Genomic DNA, 22,885 nt, shown 5'->3' with positions numbered 1-22,885 from the left:
GTGGAAAGTTATGCAAAAACAAATGCGTTTGTTTTTTCTGGTGGGCTTAGCTTTGTTGTTGGCAGCTTGCGCCAGCACCCAAACCAAGTCTGGAAAAATCTCTGATTATTCTTCGGTGCGGGTATCGGGCAGCGTGAGTCGGGACTTTGAGCGATCCCTGGAATATCTTGCCGAGCAGGATTATGCGAGTGCTATTGAACTTCTGCAGTCAGTAGTGGAGCGCGAGCAGCGCCTTCCGGCACCCTATATCAATCTGGGTATTGCCCACTATAAAAGTGGCAATGAGGCAAAAGCGGAAGAGGCTTTTTTAAAGGCATTGGCGCTGGACGAAAAGCATCCGGTGGCAACTAATGAACTGGCTGTTCTCTACCGAAAGCAAGGGCGCTTTGCCGAGGCGCGAAAAATATATGTGAATGCTTTGGCAGAAAATCCAGAATATCTACCTTTGATAAAAAATCTGGGCATATTGTGTGATCTGTATCTGCAAGATCTCCAGTGTGCTCTGGCACAATTCGAACAATATGTTCAATTGGAACCAGAGGACCGGGATGTCACTATCTGGTTAGCTGATATTCAACGGAGGGCTGGCAAATGATTAAACTTCGTTGGGCTTTGCCATTCGTGGCCAGCTTTATGGTTTCCCCTTATGCCTTGGCTCAGTCTGAGGGAGAGGAGAAAAAAGAATCTACCGATAAAAAAGTGGATTCAAAAATTAAGGAGTTGTCGGGTATTTCTATTATCGGTAACAAGGAAGCCCCTAAGTCTCTCTATATTGTCCCCTGGAAAAGTTCCGAAGTGGGTGTCGAAAGCGACCTTGTCTCCAGCTTGATGGACGACAAACTCAAACCGCTCGACAAGGAAGTTTTCATGCGTGAGTTGGAGTTCTATCAACTCAGCCTGTCCGGCGATTAACGCCATATTGATTCTGGCTGTCGCCGGAGTAGCACCAAGTTTTAGCTGTATTTCTCAAGAGGGTTTGTAATGGACTTTTTCAATAACGTCATCGAGTTTTTCCAGACGGGCGGTACTTTCATGTATCCGATTCTCGTGGTTGCCGCACTGGGTGGTGCAGTGGCTATCGAGCGCTTTATCCGACTGCATTTGGAGCGCCGCAGCAACCGCAATATGTGGGATAAGCTGCAGCCGGTATTAGCTTCAGGAGACTTCGATCGCGCTCGCAACCTGGTAAAACAGGACGAGTCCAGTGTGAGCAAATTATTGTCTATGGGGCTGGCCCGGCAGGGAGCTGTTCGCCGTCGTGAAGATATCGAAATCGCGATGGAAGAGAGCATGATGGAGATCACTCCACAGCTGGAAAAACGCACCCCTTACGTAGCTTTGTTTTCCAATATCGCAACTTTGCTCGGGCTTCTGGGAACCATTATGGGGCTGATCGAAGCCTTTACAGCGGTTGCCAATGCCAACCCGGCAGAAAAGGCAGACCTACTCTCCGCCAGTATTTCCGTGGCGATGAACACCACCGCCTTCGGTCTGATGACTGGTATCCCGTTGTTGATCGTCCACGCACTGCTGAACTCACTCACCGGTGAAATTATCGATAGCCTGGAGATGGTCTCAGTAAAAGCATCCAACCTGATTGATGGTGCAACCCGTCGCCGCTTTGAAGTGGAACCTGCGAAATCCAAGCCGTCTAGTGAAAAAACTACACCAGCTAAAACCAATCCAGTAGCACAGCAAGCGGAAACTGCGTAATGAGAAGGCGGCGCCACGGGCGGGATAAAGAAGCTCCTGAGCTGGATATCACTGCTTTCTTGAATTTGATGGTGGTATTGGTGCCTTTTCTATTGGTATCGGCGGTATTTTCGCGGGTGACAATTCTCGAACTGAATATGCCGAGTGGTGCCGGTGGTGGAGCACCGGATGATCCCACGGTTACGGTGGAGGTAGTTGTGCGAGAACAGGCCGTGGAAATCAGTGATGGTGAAAAGGTTATCGCACGTTTCCCCAACCTGAATATCGATGGCGAGGGTGAAAATGCTCTGGTTGAAGCTCCCGTTGGGGCAGATACAGAACAGACTGAGATTCTCGCTGTGCTGCCCACAGCAGAGGTGTATGACCTTAAAAAGCTCACGCAATTTTTGTTGGAAGTTAAGGCCAGTTATCCGGAAAAAACTGATTCCATCATCCTGATGGAGCCCACAATCGCCTATGAGCATTTGGTGGGCATTATGGATACTGTGCGCGGAGCTGAAGTGCGGGTTGAGGGGAGTGATCCCAGTGATCTGGATGCGGTGGAAAAGGTGGTTTTATTTCCTGATATTTCCATAGGAGATGCGCCATGAGAAATGAAAGCCGACGCATGAAGCGTATGGCGCGAAGCCATAAGCGCAAGAAAACCTCGGGCATGAACCTGACTTCCCTGATGGATGTTTTTACGATCCTGGTGTTTTTCCTGCTGACTAATACCTCCAGCAATGAAGCGCTGGAGCCTCCCAAGGTGATTACCTTGCCGGACTCAGTGGTGGAGACCAAGCCCCGGGAAACGGTGACCCTGATGGTGACCAATGATGAAATCCTGGTGGAGTCCAACTCGATAATTGCCACCTCCGAAGTGTTGGAAAGCGAGGAAACCATTATTGCGGCCATTAAGGAAGCGATGGTTGCAGAGCTGGCCAAGGCAATTGGAGTTGCACAGGCCTCGGCAGATTCAGGTGAGGGCGGCGTCGAGGGAGGCCAGGATCCAGAACCACCGGAGGTCAATATTCTCGCGGACAGAGGCATTCCGTTCAGTTTGCTGAAAAAGGTGATGTCCAGCTGTACAGACGCTGGCTATACCAAAGTTTCACTGGCGGTTATTCAGAAAGCATCTCAGGGTTAATGGAAGTTTGTGAGTAATTTTCTTCAACAACAGCGGGCGGTAGGTGAGGCGCTTGAGGCGGTTCACCATCGCATGCAGCTGCTCGAGGATGAGCGGCACCAGATCGAAGAGAAGCTGGCTGAATTACAGGACCAGGGGTCCAAGTACCAGTTGCTCGACGAGATTTCCGAACGCCTGCGCAAGCTTGAAGAAGCGGGCGCGGGAGAAATGTTCTGGGCGGAAGATTATCGGGAGAATGCTTCTGCGCAGGTTATCGAGCGTATCGGTCAGTCGACGTGCAGTTTCAACCAGAGCCTGGAGCAGCTGCGCGATGAGCGCAGTGCTATACAGAACAGCATAAGCGAGTGCCAGGAAGAGGTCTTTGCGCTGGATGAGCGCGCGGATGAGCTGCGCCGCGAGGAGGAAGAGTCAAAGTTCGAGTTCGAGATAACACGGGAATTCGAACAGCCTAAGTTCCGCCCTATGGTGATGCCATGGCACAAGCAGGGTGAGGACGAAAAGCGTTTTCGCCGCTGTGTCTTTGCCTCACTGTTTATCGCCGCCTTGCTGGGCTACCTGATTCCTCTGTATACGGTGCCCCAGCCCGAGTCTCAAATAGTGGAAATTCCCGAGCGCCTGGCCAAGCTGGTTATTGAGAAGAAAACCAAGCCCAAGCCACCGCCGGAGCCAGAAAAAGCCAAGCCTAAGAAAGAGGAGAAAAAACCGGAGAAGAAGCCTGAGCAGAAAGTGGCCAAGCAGGACCCGAAACCCTCCAAGACGGAGAAAAAGCAGGCGCGTAAAAAAGCTGAGCGATCCGGTGTTCTCGCCTTTAAGGATAATTTCCAGGACCTGATACAGGATGATCTGGATAACCGCCTCGGCCAGCAAACCCAGCTGAGCACAGCCGGTAAAAAAGAGAACCGCAGTCAGCGCTCACTGATCATCGCAGCATCTACCGCGGGAAGTGGTGGTATCAATACGGCAGAGTTGAGTCGCAATGTGGGTGGATCTGGTTCGGACTTGGGTGGCGTTGCCTTTGCACGAGTGGAAAGTTCTATCGGTACTGAAGGTGACTTTGCCGGCGAGGACCGTCCTCTCAGTGATGGTGCTGGACCGTCGCGGACAGATGAGGAAATCCAGATTGTTTTCGATCGCTACAAAGCCACCTTGTATCGTATCTACAATCGTGAGCTTCGTAATAATCCCGCGCTGCAAGGTAAGATGGTGTTGAAGATTACTATTGAACCCAGCGGATCGGTTTCTGCCGTGAGTGTAGATTCCAGTGATGTGGATTCGCCGTCGCTCAATGCAAAAATTGTGGCTAGGGTCAAACGATTTAACTTTGGTGAAAAGGCCGGAGTGCCGACCATTACCATTCTTTATCCGATTGACTTCTTCCCACCAACCTAGGCTGATAATTGGCCGGAGCCCACTGAATAGTGGGTTCCGGTCGTTTCAAACTGATGAAATTTTCGTCATACCTATTCAGTTATTATTTGTCCGTTCTGAACTAAATTTTCCCTCACAGAGGGCCCGCCTGAGAACCACTTGGCAATCCCTACAAAAGTTCCACTTGCTAGCTGGCTAATTATGACTTGTTTCACGGCTACCTAAGTGGGTTGTAATTAAAGTTCGCCCACCGTGGAGTGTCTGGTGTAAATGCCCGATTTATCTCCAAATATCTGTATTAGAAAGTGGCGGCCGTTAAGTGATAATAAAGTCGGAATTTGTTGAGCAAAAATCCTGCAAGTCTGTGATTGTTGGATTTTTATTGGTCTGTGCGGCGATCCTATTAGCTGCACCGCAGGCATTTGCTCAATCTAGCTGTCCTTCTATTACCGATGATCCTGCAGGGTTCAATATTCTCAGTCACCGCTCCGGCCAAAGTTGGTGCGTTTTATGTGGTGATGGACAGGTAACCATCGAAGTTGATGTGCCCAGTATTTTCAGTGGCCTATCAGGTACTCAGTCCATTCAGAATATCGTTATTAGGGAGAACCTCGGGTCCTCCGGTCTCGAGTATGTGACTGGCTCTACTTCAGTGAGTTCTGGGTTTGTTCTGGGTGAACCCACTATTAGTGGTACCACAATAACTTGGGATCAAAATGACCTGTCGGCACTCGCTGAGCGCGACGAAAATACGACCTTGACGATTACCTTTAATGTGCGCAGTCAGGATGACGAAGAGGAAGAGCTGGTTGTTAAGAATCGTACCTTAAATGCTACCGCAACTTTTGATTACTGCAGTTACCCCACCACTACAGATACTCACAGCATGGAGTTGGCGATCCGCGAGCCGGAACCCTCCATGGACAAGCGGGGCCGTAATATTGATGCGGCGCAAACGAACTACACCAATAATGTCTATGGCAATATTGAAGATGATGTGATCTGGCGTATTCGTATCTCAAATGATGGTGACGCGGATATGCAGGATGCGCGTTTTGATGATTTGATGTCCAACCCCAACATGGATATCAATTACGCTTGTCCGAGTGAAAGTGCCGCTGAAGCTGTTGCCAATAATAATGGTGTTGCGCCCGGTGGCAGTAGCTGTGTTTCCGCAAGTAATTCTATTAATAACTTTGAGCTGGATGGTAACTTTTCCAGTGGCTCAGGGCGCACTGACGTTCCGTCTGGTGGCAACCTGGATATTTATTTAGTAGGTAAAGTAAATACTTCCTGTAGCAATGGCACTAATACAGTGTCAGATTTACAGTGGGGTTGTGAGATTGATGGTGATACGGGTGTGGGCGGTATTTCAAGCCCTGCAGAAGCCTCAGATCCAGGCTCTGATACTTCGGAAATGCGTGTTGAGGTTTTAACTGATCTCACTATTACCCAGGAGATTACCGGTACCAACTTGAATCAACCTCTCGGTGCTTCCGGTTACGTTACTTTAACCGTAAATAACCGGACGGGTGGCTCGGTAAGAGATATCCAGTTTGTCAGCGATCTGCCCGATGAGTATGTGGTTGATACCACCTTTACACCGGAAATTACCCGAGAGCGCCGCGGTATTGATAGCCATAGCGCTAACTACGGCTCAGACTATGACGGCAAAGTTGATACTCTGGAATGGCGTGTGGGCTCTAACTGGAATCAATGGGATACGGATCCACTTAATAACAACCAACCGGAGTTCCGCTTGTTGAGTAGTACAGTTCACTCGGTATACTCAGACCAAGAGCACATGATGCGACATGGAGATGAAATTCAAATTCGTTTCCGCATCGTTACGATTGAGTCCGACTTCTATGACCTGGATGCGGACCTGGATGTAGAGGAAGAGTCTTCCACCACCAGTACTGATCCTAATAGTAATATCGCTCTGGCAAACAATGTTCTCACTATTGATTACGAGGACTTTTGTTCTTCAACCAGCCCTGCTACTCAGGTAGATACGGAATCAGTTACGCCCGATCCCGAAGACCTGGATGTTAGTACTGTTCACCCCCTCTATATTGTTCGCGATAGTGGCACTTCAGAACTAACAGTGGATATCACCAATAATGGTGGCCACGATGCGAATGATTATTCAGTGTATGTCACCTTCGGTGAGGCGATGAGGGTATTGTCTAACGACCGCAGCTGTACGGCGTTGGGCAATCCGAATGTAGGCACTGTACCTCAGCATCCTGTATGGAACCAGCCGGATTACTTGCCAGATTCCTCAACAGTGTATCGCTGTGACAGTGGTGATCTTGGTGGTGAAATTGGACCCGGTGATACAGAGCGGGTGATTTTTGTGGTTGAAAAGAATCACTCGGCCACCGATGACGACCTGACTTTCCGCGCGGATGTGGTCGGTGAGATCACTTTGAATGATGGTACACCTCTGTACTTTCCGAGCCCTGCCGTAATTCCCGAGACAACACCAAGCTTGCAGCTGGCCAACAACTACACCCTTGATGGTATGCGCGCGCGGGTAATGGGTTTTAACCTGGTCAAGGACCGTTCCGATGAATGTACCGAGCTGACCAGCGAAACTGCTTTTCCAAATAGCAGTGTATTGATTGGTGAAGAGTGTAGTTTTGAAATTCAAGCCGGTGGTTGGTTTGGATTCGATACACCGGGATTTACTTTGATTGAAGTGAAGGATATTGATGTTATCGATGACCTTCCCGACGGCCAGGGTTATATTGCGGATTCACCGCTAAATTGTTCAGACGTTAGCCTTCCTGATCCCACCTCTCAGGCAAATTGTGTGGTTATTTTGAGCAGTGATATTGTTGAGGGCGGTGGTCTAAATAATTCTCTGAGCGAAACAGACTTACAGTGGGATATTACTACCAATATTACTGCGAAAGATCGCTGGTTCCTTGCGGATATGACAACCCGCTTGCTGAATGACCCAGTGGATACAGAAAACACTGATCCGAACCAACACGCAAATGACAGTATCGATTACGCCCGCGCCCAGTTTGCTGCGGTTTTTGATACTGAAACGATTATCGTAGATAACTACAATACCAGTGGAACCCTGACCAATATTGATGGTGTTCCAACCACGGTCCCTGGTTTTCCGGATATCACCGAGTGGTCGGAATCTGTCACCGTTACTGAACCCTCGATAGAAGTCGACAAAAAGGTCTGTAACGAAAATCTCTACGGCACTGGAACAAGCTGTAGCAATTTTGTGGATTTTACTGATGAAGGACACCGGGACCAGACTTATATCTTCCGTCTCACGGTTACCAACCGGGCTGCGGATAGCGGTGTTGATCGCGCTCCTGCATACGATGTTGTAGTAACTGATACCCTGGATTCTTCCGGCCAGATGTGTGTGCAGGCAATGGATTCCGATAGCCTGGATAACGATGCTGATGGCAGTTCGGAAACTATCAGTGGCGACGATGGCTTGGTGGGAATTACCTCCGGTGCAAATAACTATTCGGAAGCTACCCACTGTAGTGATGGTGGTACACCGGCGATTATCACTTTTTCCTATGAGCATTCCACTGCCCTTGAGCGAATTAACCCGGGTGACTCCGTAACTCTGTATTACCGTGTGAAACCACATCAGTCAGTGGCACCACTGCAGCTGTTTACAAATACTTTCTTCGCTCGCTATGACAGCTTGGAAGGCGATTTTGGTAATCAGACTTCTCCGCAAATTGACAGTGACACGGACAATGATGGTGTCGGTGATGGCACTCCTGCAGCCGGTCGGGCGCGCCACTACCAGTCCGACGATGCCGAAGCACAGATGAGGATTATTGAAGTACAGGCAGAGCCAAAGAAAGCCCTTGAGTTCTCCAACGGCACGGCCAGTGGAACCAGCAGTGACACAGCGGTTGTCGGTGAAGAGGTACGTTACGAACTGACAGCACAGATTCCGGCAGCGAAACTGCGAGATTTTGTGATTCGTGATGAATTGCCGGCAGGTATGCGCTGTATCGAAGGGGAGACCATCGATTTAAGTGCCTCCCCTTACGATGCCGCTGGCTTTGTACCGGGAGGTACTTTTAATGCTACCTGTACCAGCACAGGTACTGCAGATTACGTTGAGTGGGATTTTGGTGATCAGGAACTCACCACCGTATCCGGTAGCCTGTTTGATTTTCCGGTAGAGTTTATTGCCCGTATTGAAAACAGCAGTAACACCAATGACGGCGATGTTTTGGGTAATGGCGGCAGCTATACCACTGCGCAAGTTACCTATGTGGATGAGTCCGGTGCTGCGGTGGCGGTGCCATTTGATGCCCATGAAATAACAGTACTCGAGCCACAAATACAGCTGACCAAATCCTTTGCTGTTACCAATAGTGATGCTGACGATATTTTGACAGTCACGGTTACAGCAGAAAATATTGGCAGTGCCGATGCCTACAACTTGCAGGTGCTCGACGATCTCACCGGCAGTAATCTTATTTACCTGGGAAATGTGGGCGGTAACGATCCACCCAATAATGTCGATGTCACTACGGTGGGCACCAATGCTCCCATCTTTAGCTGGAATCGCAGTAATAGCGATTACACTATTGCGGTTGGCAATACAAAAACATTCACTTTTGAAGTCCAGGTAGAGCAGGGCGTTGAGCCCCATGAAATTCTGGACAACACCGTTGAAGCCCGCTGGCAGTCCCTGCCGGGCTCGGATGTTGCACTTAACAGTGGAAATTCTATTGGCATTGATGGTACCGCTGACGGCATGCGTATTGGTGTTTTGCCCAATGTCGGTGATCCCATCAATGATTATGAAATCACTGCCAGTGCCCAGACTGAAGTGCCGTCATTAGCAATGACTAAAACGGATTTGGGCACCTCGGTAGTTCCCACCATTGGTGCCCATAAACAATTCCAACTGGAAATCAGTTTGCCGGAAGGTATCAGTGAAAATGTAGTTATCACTGATCAGCTGGGTAGCCCTGAGGGTTATGTGCTCTCTCACAATACTGACTACGATATCACTTACGATTTTGTCGGTATTGAAACTATTAATGGCAGCGTGCCATCTGAATCGGCCTTTAACAGTTTTCCGGGGGATAATACTTCCGGAAATGCTACCTGGGATATCGGCACCGTCGATACCAGCAGTGAAAATGACACGGCCGGAAGCACAATTGCTCCGCTGATTCGAATTACCTATTTTGCCCGCATCGAAAATGATCTCGCCACTAATGATGGTGATAATCGCCAAAATAATGCCGCGCTTACTTACAGCAATGGGGAAAGTGGCAGCATAGAAAATATCAACGACAGCACAACCAGTGTAACGGTAGTAGAGCCGTTACTCGAGATTAGCAAGACAGTGAGTAATGCCACCAATCCCGGCAATCTGCCGGTGGGTGGTGATGTGCTGGAATATGTTATTACCGTGGAACATGATGCGGGCTCCAGTGCAGCAGCTTATGAGCTGAATTTAGTCGATACGCTGCCTTCAGAGTTGACTTTTGACAGCAGCTTTACACCCACAGCAGAAATAGGCGGTACCGCGGTATCCGGCTTTGTCGCCACACCAGCGGCAGCTCCAGCAGGTCCACTCGTATGGGGTCGTGACAACGGCGATAACAGTCTGGATTTAGCGCTGGGTCAAACTCTGGTGCTCACCTACCGAACCCAGGTTACAGGCGTTTTTGGTTCGCCTATCAGCAACAGTGTGATGCTGGACTGGACCTCCCTGGACGATGGCAGCATCAATGACCTGGCCTATGAGCGCGACGGTGCTGGATGCCCCAGTATTTCCGCACCTGATGATTACTGTGTTGGTCCTGCAGAAGCCAGTATTAATACGGTAGACAATACCAGCATTACAAAAGCAGTAATTGCCGACACAGATACCGCAACTGCTGTGGGCACTCTGCGTGTTGGCGATACTGTCACTTACCAGCTCACCTTGAATTTACAGGCGGGAACAACACCTGCAGTAACTATTGATGATACGCTGCCCAGTGGCTTGGAGTTTGACACTGTTGTCAGCGTAAATGGGGACACAGCTGCTCCCTACAGCGATAGTCTGAATGACTTTACCTATTCAGCGATTTCGGTTCCCACTGCCGGTGATACTGGCACGGTGACCTGGGATCTGGGGGATATCACCAGTAATTTCGGTAATACCAATAACTTTGTTATTGAGTACACCGCTAAAGTAGTGGCGGGTTCGGGAATCACCGCGCCTACCGCAACCCTGACCAATACGGCCCAGCTAAATTACACCGGTGCCGCCAGTACCTTGCAGGACAGCGCCGATATTACTGTACTGCAACCGGTGATCGACAATCTCACCAAGACCGATGCTACCTGGCCCAGCTCCCATATGAATGTGGACCCGGCCAACGATATTATGCAGTTTACCCTGCAGGCCTGTAACTCGGGTCTTGCCCCCGCCTACAACCTATCGCTAACTGACGATTTAGCGACGCAAATGGACGAGAGTTCCATTGTCAATCTCCAGGTGAGCCTCGACGGTGCTGTACTGACACAGGGAGCAGATTACACCTATAGCGCGCCGGCAACGCGCGGTGCTGATATGGGCTTCGATTTCCTGGTGCCGGTTGAAGCGGGCACCTGTTTGGAAATCAGTTACCAGATCGGTTTCTATACAGATATTAGTGGCGGTGAAAGCTGGGTTAACACTTTTGCCGTCGATGAATTCTGGTCGCTGGAAGCTAGCAATGGCGAACAGTACTCTGCAGTTACCTTGGGCACTCCCTATCCGATGGGCACTGTTGCGACCAGTGTGACTGCTCCACAAAAAACACTGCAAACAGCGACTACTGCCGCTGTCGGTGACGAGGTCGTATACCAGATACAGGTCCCCGGTAGCGGCACCACCTCGGCCATTTACGATATTGAAATTTCCGATGTACTAGACCCCAGCTTAGAGCTGGTGCAATTGCAGGAAATTAATGGGCTTACCTACACCGATAATACCAGTGGCAATAATATCGATCTGGCAATCGATATTATCCCAGCCGGTACCGTGGCAATTTTTGAAGTTCGCGCCCGGGTTGCCAACAATGCCACAGCCCAGGCTGGCCACAGCTTTGAAAATGAGGTGACTTATTCTTATGCCGCGACTGATGGCGGCACTTCTCAGTCTGGAGGCACCGGCACTGCAGCGACACTTACCATCGTCGAGCCAGAGATAAGTGCAATTGCCTCAGTCGCAAATCAAACCAATCCCGGTAACGATCCGGATGCGGGCGATGTACTGCGTTTTACCTTGGACCTCAGTGCTGCGGGTAATGCGGAAAATTCTGCAGCTTACGATCTTTCGGTTAATGAGTTGTTATCCCTGGGGCTTGAGTTTGTACCGGGCACCGTGACTTTTGCCGGAGCCTCCCAGGCAGATCCCACCGTAACTGGTGACGGAATTACTACTGCACAAAACCTGGTTTGGGATCGGGCCAATAGTGATCTGGATATCGCCGCAGGTAATAACAGTGAACTGGTCTTCGATGTGGTTGTACTCGATAGCGTACAGCCGGCGGCGGCGCTGTCCGCAACTGCCAGCGTGGAATGGACCAGTCTCGATGAAGATAACAGCAGTATTTATGAACGTAACGGTGCTGATGGTAGCGGCGGCCTGAATGATTACTTGCTGGAAAATATTGCTACTCAGCTAGATGCTGCCAATGACAGCACAATCACCAAAATCCGTTCAGATGACAGCTATGGTAGCGCTGATGAGCAATTGCGAGTGGGTGACTTGGTTGAATACCAGATTACCCTCTCCCTACCAGAGGGCACGGCTTCCAATGGGCTTATTGTCGATACTTTGCCCCAGGGAATGGTGTTTGTAAGCACACTTTCAATTAATGGCCAGACTTCTGCACCATTTACTGCTGCGGCGCCCTTTACCCACACCGATATCGCAGAACCAGTGCAGTCTGGTGATCCTTCTACTGGTGCCACTACGGTTACCTGGAGCATTCCCGACCTGGTCAACACGGGTGATAACGATACCAGCAACGATGAATTTGCTGTGCGTTACCTTGTGCGGGTTCTCAATGAGGATACCCATCCCTGGCCAGCAACGAATACTGCGCTGACCAATACTGCAGAGTTTGGTTTTGATGCTGCCACAGGAGCCGAAACCCGCAGTGATAGCGAAACACTGGATTTGTTGCAGCCGGATCTCGCCGTAGCTATTAGCTCAACTCCCGCGGATGGCAGCACGCTTTCCGCCGGCGATACCATTGAATATACCGTTACGATTACCAACAACGGTTCTTCAACAGCCTATGATCCGGTATTCCGCGATGTGATTCCCTTGGGTCTGCGCCAAGGGGGAGTCAGTGTCCAGTCCCTCACGGTAAATGGTGCCGCAGCAACAGTGGTTGCGCCTACTTTCGATAGTAGTAATGGCGAAGCCGTTTGGGATTTTGCCGCAGGTACGGGTTACGGAATCAACGCTGGTGAGTCCATGGAAATGGTATATCGCGTTGAAGCGGATTCTAATTTAGGGGCTGGACTTAGTCTGCAAAATGCGGCCTATGTTGAAGTTTATTATTCGCTTGATGATAACGATTTGCCGTCTCTCAATTCCGTGGCGGTCACTGACGATTTACGCGAGGATTATGGCCCGACTTCTCCGGTGAGTGTTCAATTTAATACTCCCAATGCCGCGCCACTGTTGATTGAAGTTACCCAATTAACAGCTTCCATTGGCGAGCCGTTTAACTATCGCATTACCATCCCGGAAACGGTGCAGACCACAGCGCTTCACGATGTCACTGTGCTGATGGATCTGACTGCGTCTGCTGCGGATCTGGAATTTGTCAGTGCCAGTAAAGTATCTGGCAGTGCATCTTTCACTCCGGAAAATAACGGCAGCTCCACCAGTCTCAGTATTGCAGATAGCACTAACGGAATTGATGTGCCCGCCGGCGAGCAAGTCATTATTGATGTAACCCTGCGACTGCTGGATATGGACCCGCCGAATGTGGACGGTTTGAATTTTGCCACCACTGCCAGCTACAGCTACAACTACGATAATGATAATGCCTCTGCGGGGCAGGGTGCGGGTAGCGGCAATACTACGGCGGACATGACAGTAGTAGAGCCCACGGCTATTACCCTGACTAAAACTGGCCCCACCAGTGTCCAGTCCGGTGTAGGCGGTACCTTTACTTTAGATTTGCACAATACCGGTACGGGCCCGGCCTGGGATATTAGTGTTACCGATATTTTGCCGGATAATAATCCCGGTGGAATGTGTGAAACGGCCCCGGCCAATTTCACCGCGCAAATTACTGACAGCGCCGGCACCACGACGGCCACCCTGACAGAGGGTTCCGACTTTAGCGCGGTATTCGATAACGATAGCTGCACCCTCACAATTACCTCCATCGGCCCAGCGGCAATGCTGGATGCGGATTACCATCTGCTGATTGGTTACGATGCCTATTTGGATGCCGACACCGTGGATGGGGATACGCTGACGAATATTGCTGGTGTTACTCAGTGGCACAGCTGGGATAGCAGCCTCACTGAAGTTCGCCAGTACACCCGTGCGGCGCCCACCGATGGCACTCCCGGTGTGCTGGATCATGAGGATGCTTATTCGGTTAGCGCCTCCGTACCGACAGTGACTTTCTACAAAGCAGTGGAAAATATCAGCCGTGGAGAAAACCCGGCCACTGCCGCCAGCCCCACGGAAGTTTTACGTTACACATTGACTCTGACCAATACGAGTGGTGTTGATGTGAGCGGAGTCGAGATTACCGATGACCTGGGTCGATTAAATAATTCTGCACTGTTTGAATCGGGCACTTTACAGTTGGTAAGTGCTCCAACTGGCAGTGACAGCAGTGCTATCGATGCTTCTGCCGGTACCTGGAATAGTGGCTATCTGGAAGTCAGTAATCTGGATCTTACGGCGAGCGGTACCACGGGAGATTCTATCCAGATTGTTTATGAAGTTACCCTGGCAGCAGTTATTGATAGTGGGACCCAAGTCTTCAACCAGGCCCAGGCTCAGCTTCCGGGGCAATTACTGCAAGACAGTGATGATCCCAACATCAATGGCACCGATGATCCGGATACGGCGGGTGATGAAGATCCTACAGAAGTACTGATTGAGTCAGAGCCATTACTGGTGGTAGAAAAAACGTCGGCAGATATGACTAATGATGCTGATCTGCTGATGGTTGGGGATACCCTGCGATATACCATTACCGTGGAAAATGCCGGCAATGAGAATGCGATCAACGCCCTGATAATGGACCAGGTTCCGGCAAATACAACCTATGTCAGTGGTTCTACCACCCTCAATGGCTCCACAGTGTCTGATGTCAGCGGCACCTCTCCTCTGGCTGCAGGTATGAGCATTAATACCGATGGTGAAGCCGATGGTTTTATCGGCGCAGCGGCCAATGGCGCACCTGCAGTGGTCATCACCTTTGATGTCACCATTAATGACGTTAATGATGGCACCGTTATTTCAAACCAAGCGTTTGTAAATGGTGAAGGTGCGGGTAGCGGTACTTTTGATGAAGTGCCCTCCGATGATCCGAATACCGATGCTCCCAATGATCCCACGATCGATATTGTTGGTGATGTACCCCTGTTAATTGCCCACAAGACTGTGGAGATTGCCGAAGACTATATTTCCGCAGGGATTGTCGATCCGGGTGATGTACTTCGCTATACCATCGCAATCACCAATATGGGTGGTGTAGATGCTCTCGAAGTAGCGCTTACCGATCAGGTACCAAATGACACTACTTATGTTGCTGGCACCACCACTTTAAATGGTGAAGTGGTCGCGGATAACGGTGGTGGTAATTCACAGTTGGATTCTGCCCTACCGGTTTCATCCGATGACCTGACTCCGCCGCTACCGGGAGCCAATGAAGGCATTATTACCTCGGGTCAAACTGCCACTGTCACATTTGAGGTAATGGTGAATGCTGGCACTCCGACAGGCACAGTTATCAGTAACCAGGGTAGTGTCGAAGCAGATGAGTTGGCACTTACCCTGACCGATGCAGATGGCAACCCAGCCAATGGTGCACAGCCAACTGACGTTGTCGTGGGTGATGCCCAGTTGCTCTCAATTGTGAAAGAAGTTGCGGTTGTCGGTGGCGGTGCCGCAGAAGCGGGTGCGGTATTGGAATACCTGGTAACCGTCGAAAATATCAGCGGTGTCCCAGCAACTTATATTGAGATCACCGATGACCTGGCGATAGCCGGAGATGGAGTTCTTACCTATATCGCTGATTCGGCCATGCTCAACGGGCAGACCGACGGAATAACGGTTGTCGACACGCTAATCACTGCAGACTACGCCACAACTTACGGTGATTTGGAACCGGGAGAGATGGTTACTCTGCGTTTCCAGGCGCAGATGTCAGAAAACCTGGATTATGGTTTTACTGTAGTGAATACCGCAGAAGTACAGTGGAATGATCCGGCCTCCAGCGCTCAGGCTAGTGTTGCCATTGACGTTGGCGGTACCCCGGGCATTGCCAACCTGGCTGGTTATCTGTGGCACGATGTGAATTTCAATGATGCCTTGGATACGGATGAGAGCCTGCTGCTTAATTGGGCGGTAGACCTGTATTTCAATGACGAATTGATGGAAACAGTTCAGTCTGATGAAAATGGTTACTTCCAGTTCCAGGGGCTCGTACCGAACAGCTATGGTGGCCTTAGCTATGAAATGCGTTACACCGCACCAGATGCTACTGAAAGTACAGCTTCATTGGGTAACTCTGTTTCTGATTTCACCAACGGCCCGCAGTCCATTAGTGAAATTTATGTAGATTCGGGAGCGAACCCACAGGACTTGAATTTGCCTCTAACACCCAATGGCGTGGTTTACGATTCAGTAACCCGCTCCGCCATTGAGGGTGCCACCCTCACTATGTTGAGGGTGAGTTCCGGTCAGGAATTGCCTGCGCGTTGTTTTGATGATGAGAAACAACAAGGGCAGGTAACCCAGTCTGGGGGTTACTACAAGTTTGATATCAACTTCAGCGATGCAGCCTGTCCATCCAACGCGGACTACCTGATTCAGGTGGATATCGCGGATGAGGATTATGTGGGTGGTGAATCACTGGTAATTCCTTCTCAGACAAACAGCGAAACTGCCGGTTTTGATGTGGCCGGTTGCCTGGGCAGTAACGCCGATATGGTTCCTGCGACCGCAAATCATTGTGAGGTGCAAGAATCGTTCTCTCACCCCTCTCTTGATGTCGAGGCGCGGGATGCGGCAACGGACTACTACCTGCGAATGACTTTGGATGATGGTCAGATTCCAGGGGAAAGCCAGCTGTTCAACAACCATGTCGCCATGGACCCGGAGTTGGAAGGGGCGCTATCCATCACCAAAACCGCGGCCATGCTCAACGTAACCCGCAGTCAGTTGGTTCCTTACACCATTACTTTTGGCAATACGCTGCCAATTCCACTGACAGATCTACAGCTAGTCGATTACTTCCCGGCAGGCTTCAAATATGTCGCGGGCTCGGCGCGCCTTGATGGAGAAGCGGTTGAGCCTGAAAGCGAAGGCCTGCAATTGAGGTGGTCGGATCTGCGCGTGGAAGCGGAAGAAACCCGTGTATTGAAACTGCTATTGGTTGTGGGTTCCGGTGTGGGCGAGGGCAAATATGTGAACCGCGCCCGTATGTTTAATCAGCTCTCTGGACAGGCAGCCTCTGGTGAGGCCTCAGCCACTGTGCGCGTGGTGCCCGATCCCACCTTCGACTGTACCGATGTTATCGGCAAAGTGTTTGACGATAAAAATATGAATGGCTACCAGGATGAAGGAGAGGGTGGTTTACCGGGTGCTCGAGTGGTGACTGCTACCGGCCTGAATGCTACAGCGGACTCCCACGGTCGATTCCATATTACCTGCGCAGTGGTGCCGAATGGAGATCGAGGTTCCAATTTTGTGCTCAAGCTCGACGATCGCAGCTTGCCAAGCGGGTATCGTCTCACCACTGAAAACCCGCGTGTGCTGCGAGCCACCCGAGGCAAGATGCTGAAGTTCAACTTTGGAGCCAGCTTGCACCGGGTCGTGCGCCTGGATATTGCCGAAGCGGTATTTGAACCGGGCACAACAGAATTGCGCCCGCAATGGCATTCCCGAATGGATTTATTGTTGGAAAAACTCAGTGAAGCCCCCTCTGTTTTACGCCTTGCCTATCTTGGGGAGAATGAAGATCCGGATCTGGTGGACGAGCGTCTGCAGGCAATTAAAGATCAGGTCGCCCAGGACTGGGAGAGCCGTGAAGGTGACTACGATTTGACCATAGAAACTGAAGTTTTCTGGCGCCGTGGAGCGCCTCCTGGTAAAGGAGGTTTGGAGTGATGTCCTTTGCAAAACGGAATCGTGATCAGCGAGCTTGCTCGATAAATACTGCCGCGAAGACGACCCGCTTTTTCCCCCGGCGGGACTGCCGTCTCGCCACTGCGATCGCGTTGGCATTAACACTTCCAGCGCAGGCCCAGGAAGCGGGTGCGCAAGTAGATGAGCCTAGTTGGTGGCAGGTCTGGCAAAATATTCCAAGCCTGAGTTCTGAAGAAAGTGGAGCTCAATCCGAACTCGAAGAGCAGTCGATAGGCAGTAATACTGAAGGTATGCTGCTGCGCGCACCTACAAATCAATGGTTGCAGGATGCAACTCAATTTGTTGCACCGCTGGACCCGATTGTGGTGGAAGATTTTATCGACCCAATCCTGTTCTATGGCGTAGAGGATGAAGTTCCTCTGGAGACCGTGGAGTTACTGCGCCAGAGCTTGAATGACTTGGGTGAGACGCCCAATTTTAAGTTGCACTTTGTTGGCCATACAGATTCCGATCCCCTTACCGGGGAGCAGGTAGCAGACTTTGCCAGCAAAGAAGAATTTACTTTGGCGCGGGCCCAGTTCGTGGCGGACTTCCTTCAAGAGGCCCTTGAACTACCTGAGCAAATGATTGTTGTTGAAGGGCGTGGGGATATAGAACCCACAGCGGATAATATTACTACCGCAGGTCGTGAAGAGAACCGCCGAGTACAGGTAAAAGTAACCTACGACGCCCTGGATGAAAAAGCCATGGCGGACCGTGCCCGTGCGGAGGCATTGTTGCTCAACCGGGTGAAAGTATGTCGCCAGGAAACGGTGTGTAGACTTACTTACGCTGCAGGCAGTGAACAGCGGGCACGCCTGAGAAACCTGGTGACGCCACTGAGGATGGAGCCCGGACAAACAGAATTGCCGGAAGCCTTTATCCGCCGTATCCGCGAGGTTCGATCTAACCTTGCGGATAAAAACAATCTGGTTATTCACTTTATTGGTCATACCGACGCCCGTCCCCTGGACGTGAGTGAAAATCCGGAAGCCCAACAGAGTGCTTATCAGGAGCAGTCCTATAGCGAGGCTCGCCGTGTCGCTCAGGCCCTGGGTACTGCATTGAATTTGCCTGCGGCCATGATCACCAGCAGTGGCAAAGGGGCGAGCCAGCCGCTAGCGGCCAACGATACGCCGAAAGGGCGAGCCCTCAACCGTCGGGTGGAAGTGGAATTTTGGTATGACGACCCACTGGAAGTCGCTACAGATTCTGTTCAGGCGTGTCCGGAAGCTGCCGCTGCGGAAACTCTCACCATTGCCTATGAATCTGCGGGTGGAAAACTGTCGCCGATTCGTTTTGATAATGGCGATCCGATTATCAGTCAGGCACAGCTGACACAAATACGTGCGGCCATGGCTGAAATTTCCAACAAAGCGAATGTTCGCCTCAGCTTTATTGGCTACAGTGATAACCAGCGTATGGATCGCCGCGAAGCGATGGTTTACGGCGATGACCAGGGATTGTCCGGTGCCCGCGCTCAACGCGCTATGGCACAGGTACAGGAGTTGCTCAACCTCGAAGATAGCCAGGTGGAATTTGAAGGGCGCGGCTACGTCCAGTCCGCAGATGTAGTGAGCAATGGCTTTGAGCAGCGGGATGGCGCCAGGGTTGAGGTCGAAATCCTGTACGATGAACTGGCAATTCTCACTGAAAGTGATCGCTTGGAAATCGAGCGCATTAATCGTGAAGCCATAGCCAATAATCCCTACGCACTTAACTTGATGCGTATTACTGTCGACGGCAGCCCGGAATACGACCCCTATAAAAACTCGGCGGACTTACAGCGCTGTACTGATGTGGCCTTGCAAGAAGCGAATATTCAATTTCGCTTCGACAATAAAAAAATGCAACCGCGCCTGAATGTGACAGCGTGGCCCAACACCATCCGTTACGCAGATAACCCGGATACCGATCTGGCAGAGAACCGGGTATTTTTCAGTAGCTATACGAACTATCCCTCTTTTATTAAAAGTACCGAAGTGCGATTGTTCGAAGAGGGACAGTCTCTGCGCGATACACCTCTGGCAATTGTACCGCTGGACCACTTTGGCAAAGGGGAATGGTATGCAGAATTTTCTGAATTCCAGGCGCCTCTAAAAAAATTACATTACGTACTGCGTGCCTATGACAACAAGGGCCGCTATGACGAGACTACGGAACAGACCCTGTGGTTGGTAGATCAAATTGAAGAGTCTGCAGAAAATGAAGATATCGGTAGGGAATTATTAGTAGGCTACGGCGAGAACCGCTTAGCACAGCGGAACATCCCTCTGGATGGTAACAGTGTATTGGTCAATGGCACTCAGGTGCCGTCCGGGCACACCGTATGGTTAGCGGGCAATCCAGTACCGGTCGATAGTCAAGGCCAGTTTATCGCCGAGCAAATTTTTGAGCCGGGCATGCATACGGTTGAAGTGGCGATACTTGATGATGAGGGTAATGGTGAACTTTTCCTGCGGGATTTGGATTTTGCCAAAAACGACTGGTTTACTGTAGGTATTGCCGACCTTACCGTGGGCTACGATAAAACCAATGGCCCAGCAGCCCTGGTTACCGGTGATGAAACTCACTATGACAACTCAGTAAGCTACGATGGCCGTCTGGCGTTTTACACCAACGGCGGTTTCGGGGAAGGCTGGCGCCTGTCGGCCAGTGCCGATACCGAAGAGGGCCCGGTAGAGGATCTATTTTCCAACTTTATGGAGAAGTCTCCCGATGCCTTGTTTCGCCGCCTGGATAGTGATTTGTATTACCCGACGTTTGGCGATGACTCCACCGTAGTTGAAGACGCCCCCACGTCAGGCAAGTTTTATGTGAAATTGTCCAAGTACGATGACTACGGTCTCTGGGGTAATTTCAAAGCCAACTACGCTGATAATGAGCTCGCCCAAATTGACCGAACGCTCTACGGCGGCAGTGGTCACTTTGAAACCGATGCGATGACCAGCTTTGGCGAGAAGCGCTTTCAAATAGATGCCTTTGGAGCAGAGCCGGGAACCATTGCCGGGCGCGATGAGTATCGTGGAACCGGCGGTTCCCTGTATTACCTCCGCCACCAGGACATTTCCAGCGGCTCGGAAAGTTTACGAGTAGAAGTTCGGGATAAAGATTCCGGGCTGGTGCTCGCAGTTAAGACACTTACTGCAGTAGTTGATTACGACATCGACTATATCCAAGGGCGTATCCTGCTTAACAGCCCCTTATCTTCCCTGGCAAATGATGAACTGCTCATTGAAGATGGCGCTTACAACGGCAATCCCCAATACCTGGTAGCACGTTACGAATACACACCAGGTTTTGAAGAAATGGACACCCTGGCTGTTGGTGGGCGTGCCCACTACTGGTTGGGCGATCATGTCAAATTGGGCTTCAGCAGTATTCAGCAAGACGAAGATGAAAATGAAAGTTCCTTGCAGGGTATTGACCTGACTTTGCGTAAAAGCGCCAGCAGTTGGGTGAAAATTGAAATGGCCGATAGCGAGGGTAGCAATCTCGATAGCGTCAGTTCGCTCGATGGCGGCTACACCTTTGATGATGAAAGCCTGGATTCCACGGTTGCTGCCAGTGCAACCAAAGTGGAAGGCGTTTTACAGCTGGGAGATTTCTTCGAGAGTTTGCGTGGCTCGGGTAATTTCTACCATCAAGAGCGTGAAGCGGGTTTTTCCGGTCCAGGTCAATTTGTGGATGGCGATACCATTCAATATGGCGGTGGCGTTAACCTGCCGATCGGCGAAAGTTTTGATGTAAGAATCAAAGCCGACACCAAAGAAGAAGAGCAGGGGTTGCAAACCAATGCCATGGACTTGATGCTCGGCTACCGCATCAATGATCACTGGCGACTCACCTCCGCAGTTCGCAATGATAGCCGTGAAGATGAATCCGAAGTTGTCGCCGCTACCCAGACTGAAGGGGATCGCACAGATGTTGCTGTCGAGGCGAGCTATGATTCCGGTGAGAGTTGGAGCGCCTTTGGTTTTGTTCAGAATACGATGGAAGTGACCGGTACCCGCGAAGAGAACAATCGCATCGGCCTCGGTGGTGCTTATCGGGTAAGTGACCGTTTGACAATGGACAGTGAAGTTTCCGGTGGTGATACTGGCACAGCTGCCCGACTCGGTACGGATTTTCTGGTGACTGACAGAACCAGCCTCTATATGAATTATGCGCTGGATAACGAGCGCAGCGATACCGGTGTGCGTGCACGCAAGGGCAATATGAGTACCGGCTTCCGCAGTCGCTATTCTGATACGTTAAATATTTACGGTGAGGAGCGCTACAGTCACGGTGATGTTTCCACTGGCCTGACCCACGCCCTGGGTATGGATCTGGCCCCCAATGACCGTTGGACCTATGGCACTACCCTGGAGGCGGGTACACTCGAAGACCCGGATACAGGAGCCAAGACCAAGCGCAATGCCATGGGCTTTAATGTGGGCTATGGTTTGGATGCTATACGCATCGCATCCGCGCTGGAATACCGTACGGATATATCGGAAACGGTATCGGGCGAAAATATTGTATCGGAAACTGAGCGCGATACCTGGCTATTAAAAAATACCTTCAACTACCAGTTCACCCCGGACTGGCGCTTGGTTGGCAAACTCAACTATTCAGACAGCAAAAGTTCGGAAGGTGAATTCTACGATGGTAAATTCACCGAAGCGGTAATGGGTTATGCCTACCGCCCGGTAAACAATGACCGGCTGAATACCCTGATGAAGTACACCTATTTCTATAATGTGCCGACCCAGGATCAGGTTACGGTTGAAAATACCTCCACGGAATTTATCCAAAAGAGCCATATCTTTTCGATAGACGCCAGTTACGATCTCAATCGACAGTGGACTTTGGGTGGCAAGTACGCCTATCGTCTGGGCCAGTTGAGCATGGATACGGAAGACCCGGAGTTTTTCGATAGCCGTGCGAGCCTCTATGTACTGCGTGCCGATTGGCATTTTATCAAGCGCTGGGACCTCCTCTTGGAAGCGCGTCTGCTCGATTTACCCGATGCCCAGGATAGCAAGAGCGGCGCCTTAATCGGCTTGTATCGCCATGTTGGGGATCACCTTAAGTTGGGGGTGGGCTACAACTTTACCGACTTCTCTGATGACCTCACCCAGCTGGACTATGACAGTCATGGGGTGTTTATTAATATTATTGGTAAGCTGTGATTTTAGGGCCCGGTGCAAGCTGGGCCTTTGTACCAAATTAGACCGCAACTGCCAGTTTGACTAATACTCCTCTTGCCACTTTCATGGAAACTCGGCAGCTTCTAGCTAATC

8 protein-coding genes are annotated in these 22,885 nt (G+C 50.7%); all 8 read left to right on the top strand.

All coding sequences use genetic code 11. From position 1 onward, the window contains the following. The first annotated feature begins 10 nt into the window (after positions 1–10). Positions 11–595, top strand: a complete 585-nt coding sequence (locus tag ACJJIN_RS09265; RefSeq protein ID WP_413662567.1) for a tetratricopeptide repeat protein — start codon at positions 11–13, stop codon at positions 593–595. Further along, positions 592–912 carry a hypothetical protein gene (locus tag ACJJIN_RS09260; protein WP_444897817.1) on the top strand — a complete coding sequence of 107 codons (321 nt, stop codon included), beginning with the start codon at positions 592–594 and terminating at the stop codon, positions 910–912. The genes ACJJIN_RS09265 and ACJJIN_RS09260 overlap by 4 nt, the downstream gene beginning before the upstream one ends. A gap of 69 nt (positions 913–981) precedes the next feature. Then, entirely contained in the window at positions 982–1,713 is a 732-nt protein-coding gene (locus ACJJIN_RS09255) for a MotA/TolQ/ExbB proton channel family protein (RefSeq protein ID WP_444897816.1), read from the top strand. After that, a complete protein-coding gene (locus tag ACJJIN_RS09250) occupies positions 1,713–2,303 on the top strand; it encodes an ExbD/TolR family protein (protein ID WP_444897815.1) in 591 nt (196 codons plus the stop codon). Before ACJJIN_RS09255 ends, ACJJIN_RS09250 begins: the two co-directional genes overlap by 1 nt. Beyond that, positions 2,300–2,839, top strand: a complete 540-nt coding sequence (locus ACJJIN_RS09245; RefSeq protein ID WP_444897814.1) for an ExbD/TolR family protein — start codon at positions 2,300–2,302, stop codon at positions 2,837–2,839. Before ACJJIN_RS09250 ends, ACJJIN_RS09245 begins: the two co-directional genes overlap by 4 nt. A 9-nt stretch (positions 2,840–2,848) precedes the next feature. After that, positions 2,849–4,228: an AgmX/PglI C-terminal domain-containing protein gene (locus ACJJIN_RS09240; RefSeq protein ID WP_444897813.1), complete on the top strand. Its 1,380-nt coding sequence runs from the start codon at positions 2,849–2,851 to the stop codon at positions 4,226–4,228. Between the two features lie 298 nt (positions 4,229–4,526). Further along, on the top strand, positions 4,527–17,582 hold the full coding sequence (locus tag ACJJIN_RS09235) for an isopeptide-forming domain-containing fimbrial protein (RefSeq protein ID WP_444897812.1): 13,056 nt from the start codon (positions 4,527–4,529) through the stop codon (positions 17,580–17,582). Continuing rightward, complete coding sequence (locus ACJJIN_RS09230) at positions 17,582–22,774, top strand: OmpA family protein (protein WP_444897811.1); 5,193 nt, start codon at positions 17,582–17,584, stop codon at positions 22,772–22,774. The genes ACJJIN_RS09235 and ACJJIN_RS09230 overlap by 1 nt, the downstream gene beginning before the upstream one ends. Positions 22,775–22,885: the final 111 nt, after the last annotated feature.

The organism is Microbulbifer maximicatervae (SeqCode), from assembly GCF_052467505.1.
This window is presented reverse-complemented; position numbering and strand designations above follow the sequence as displayed.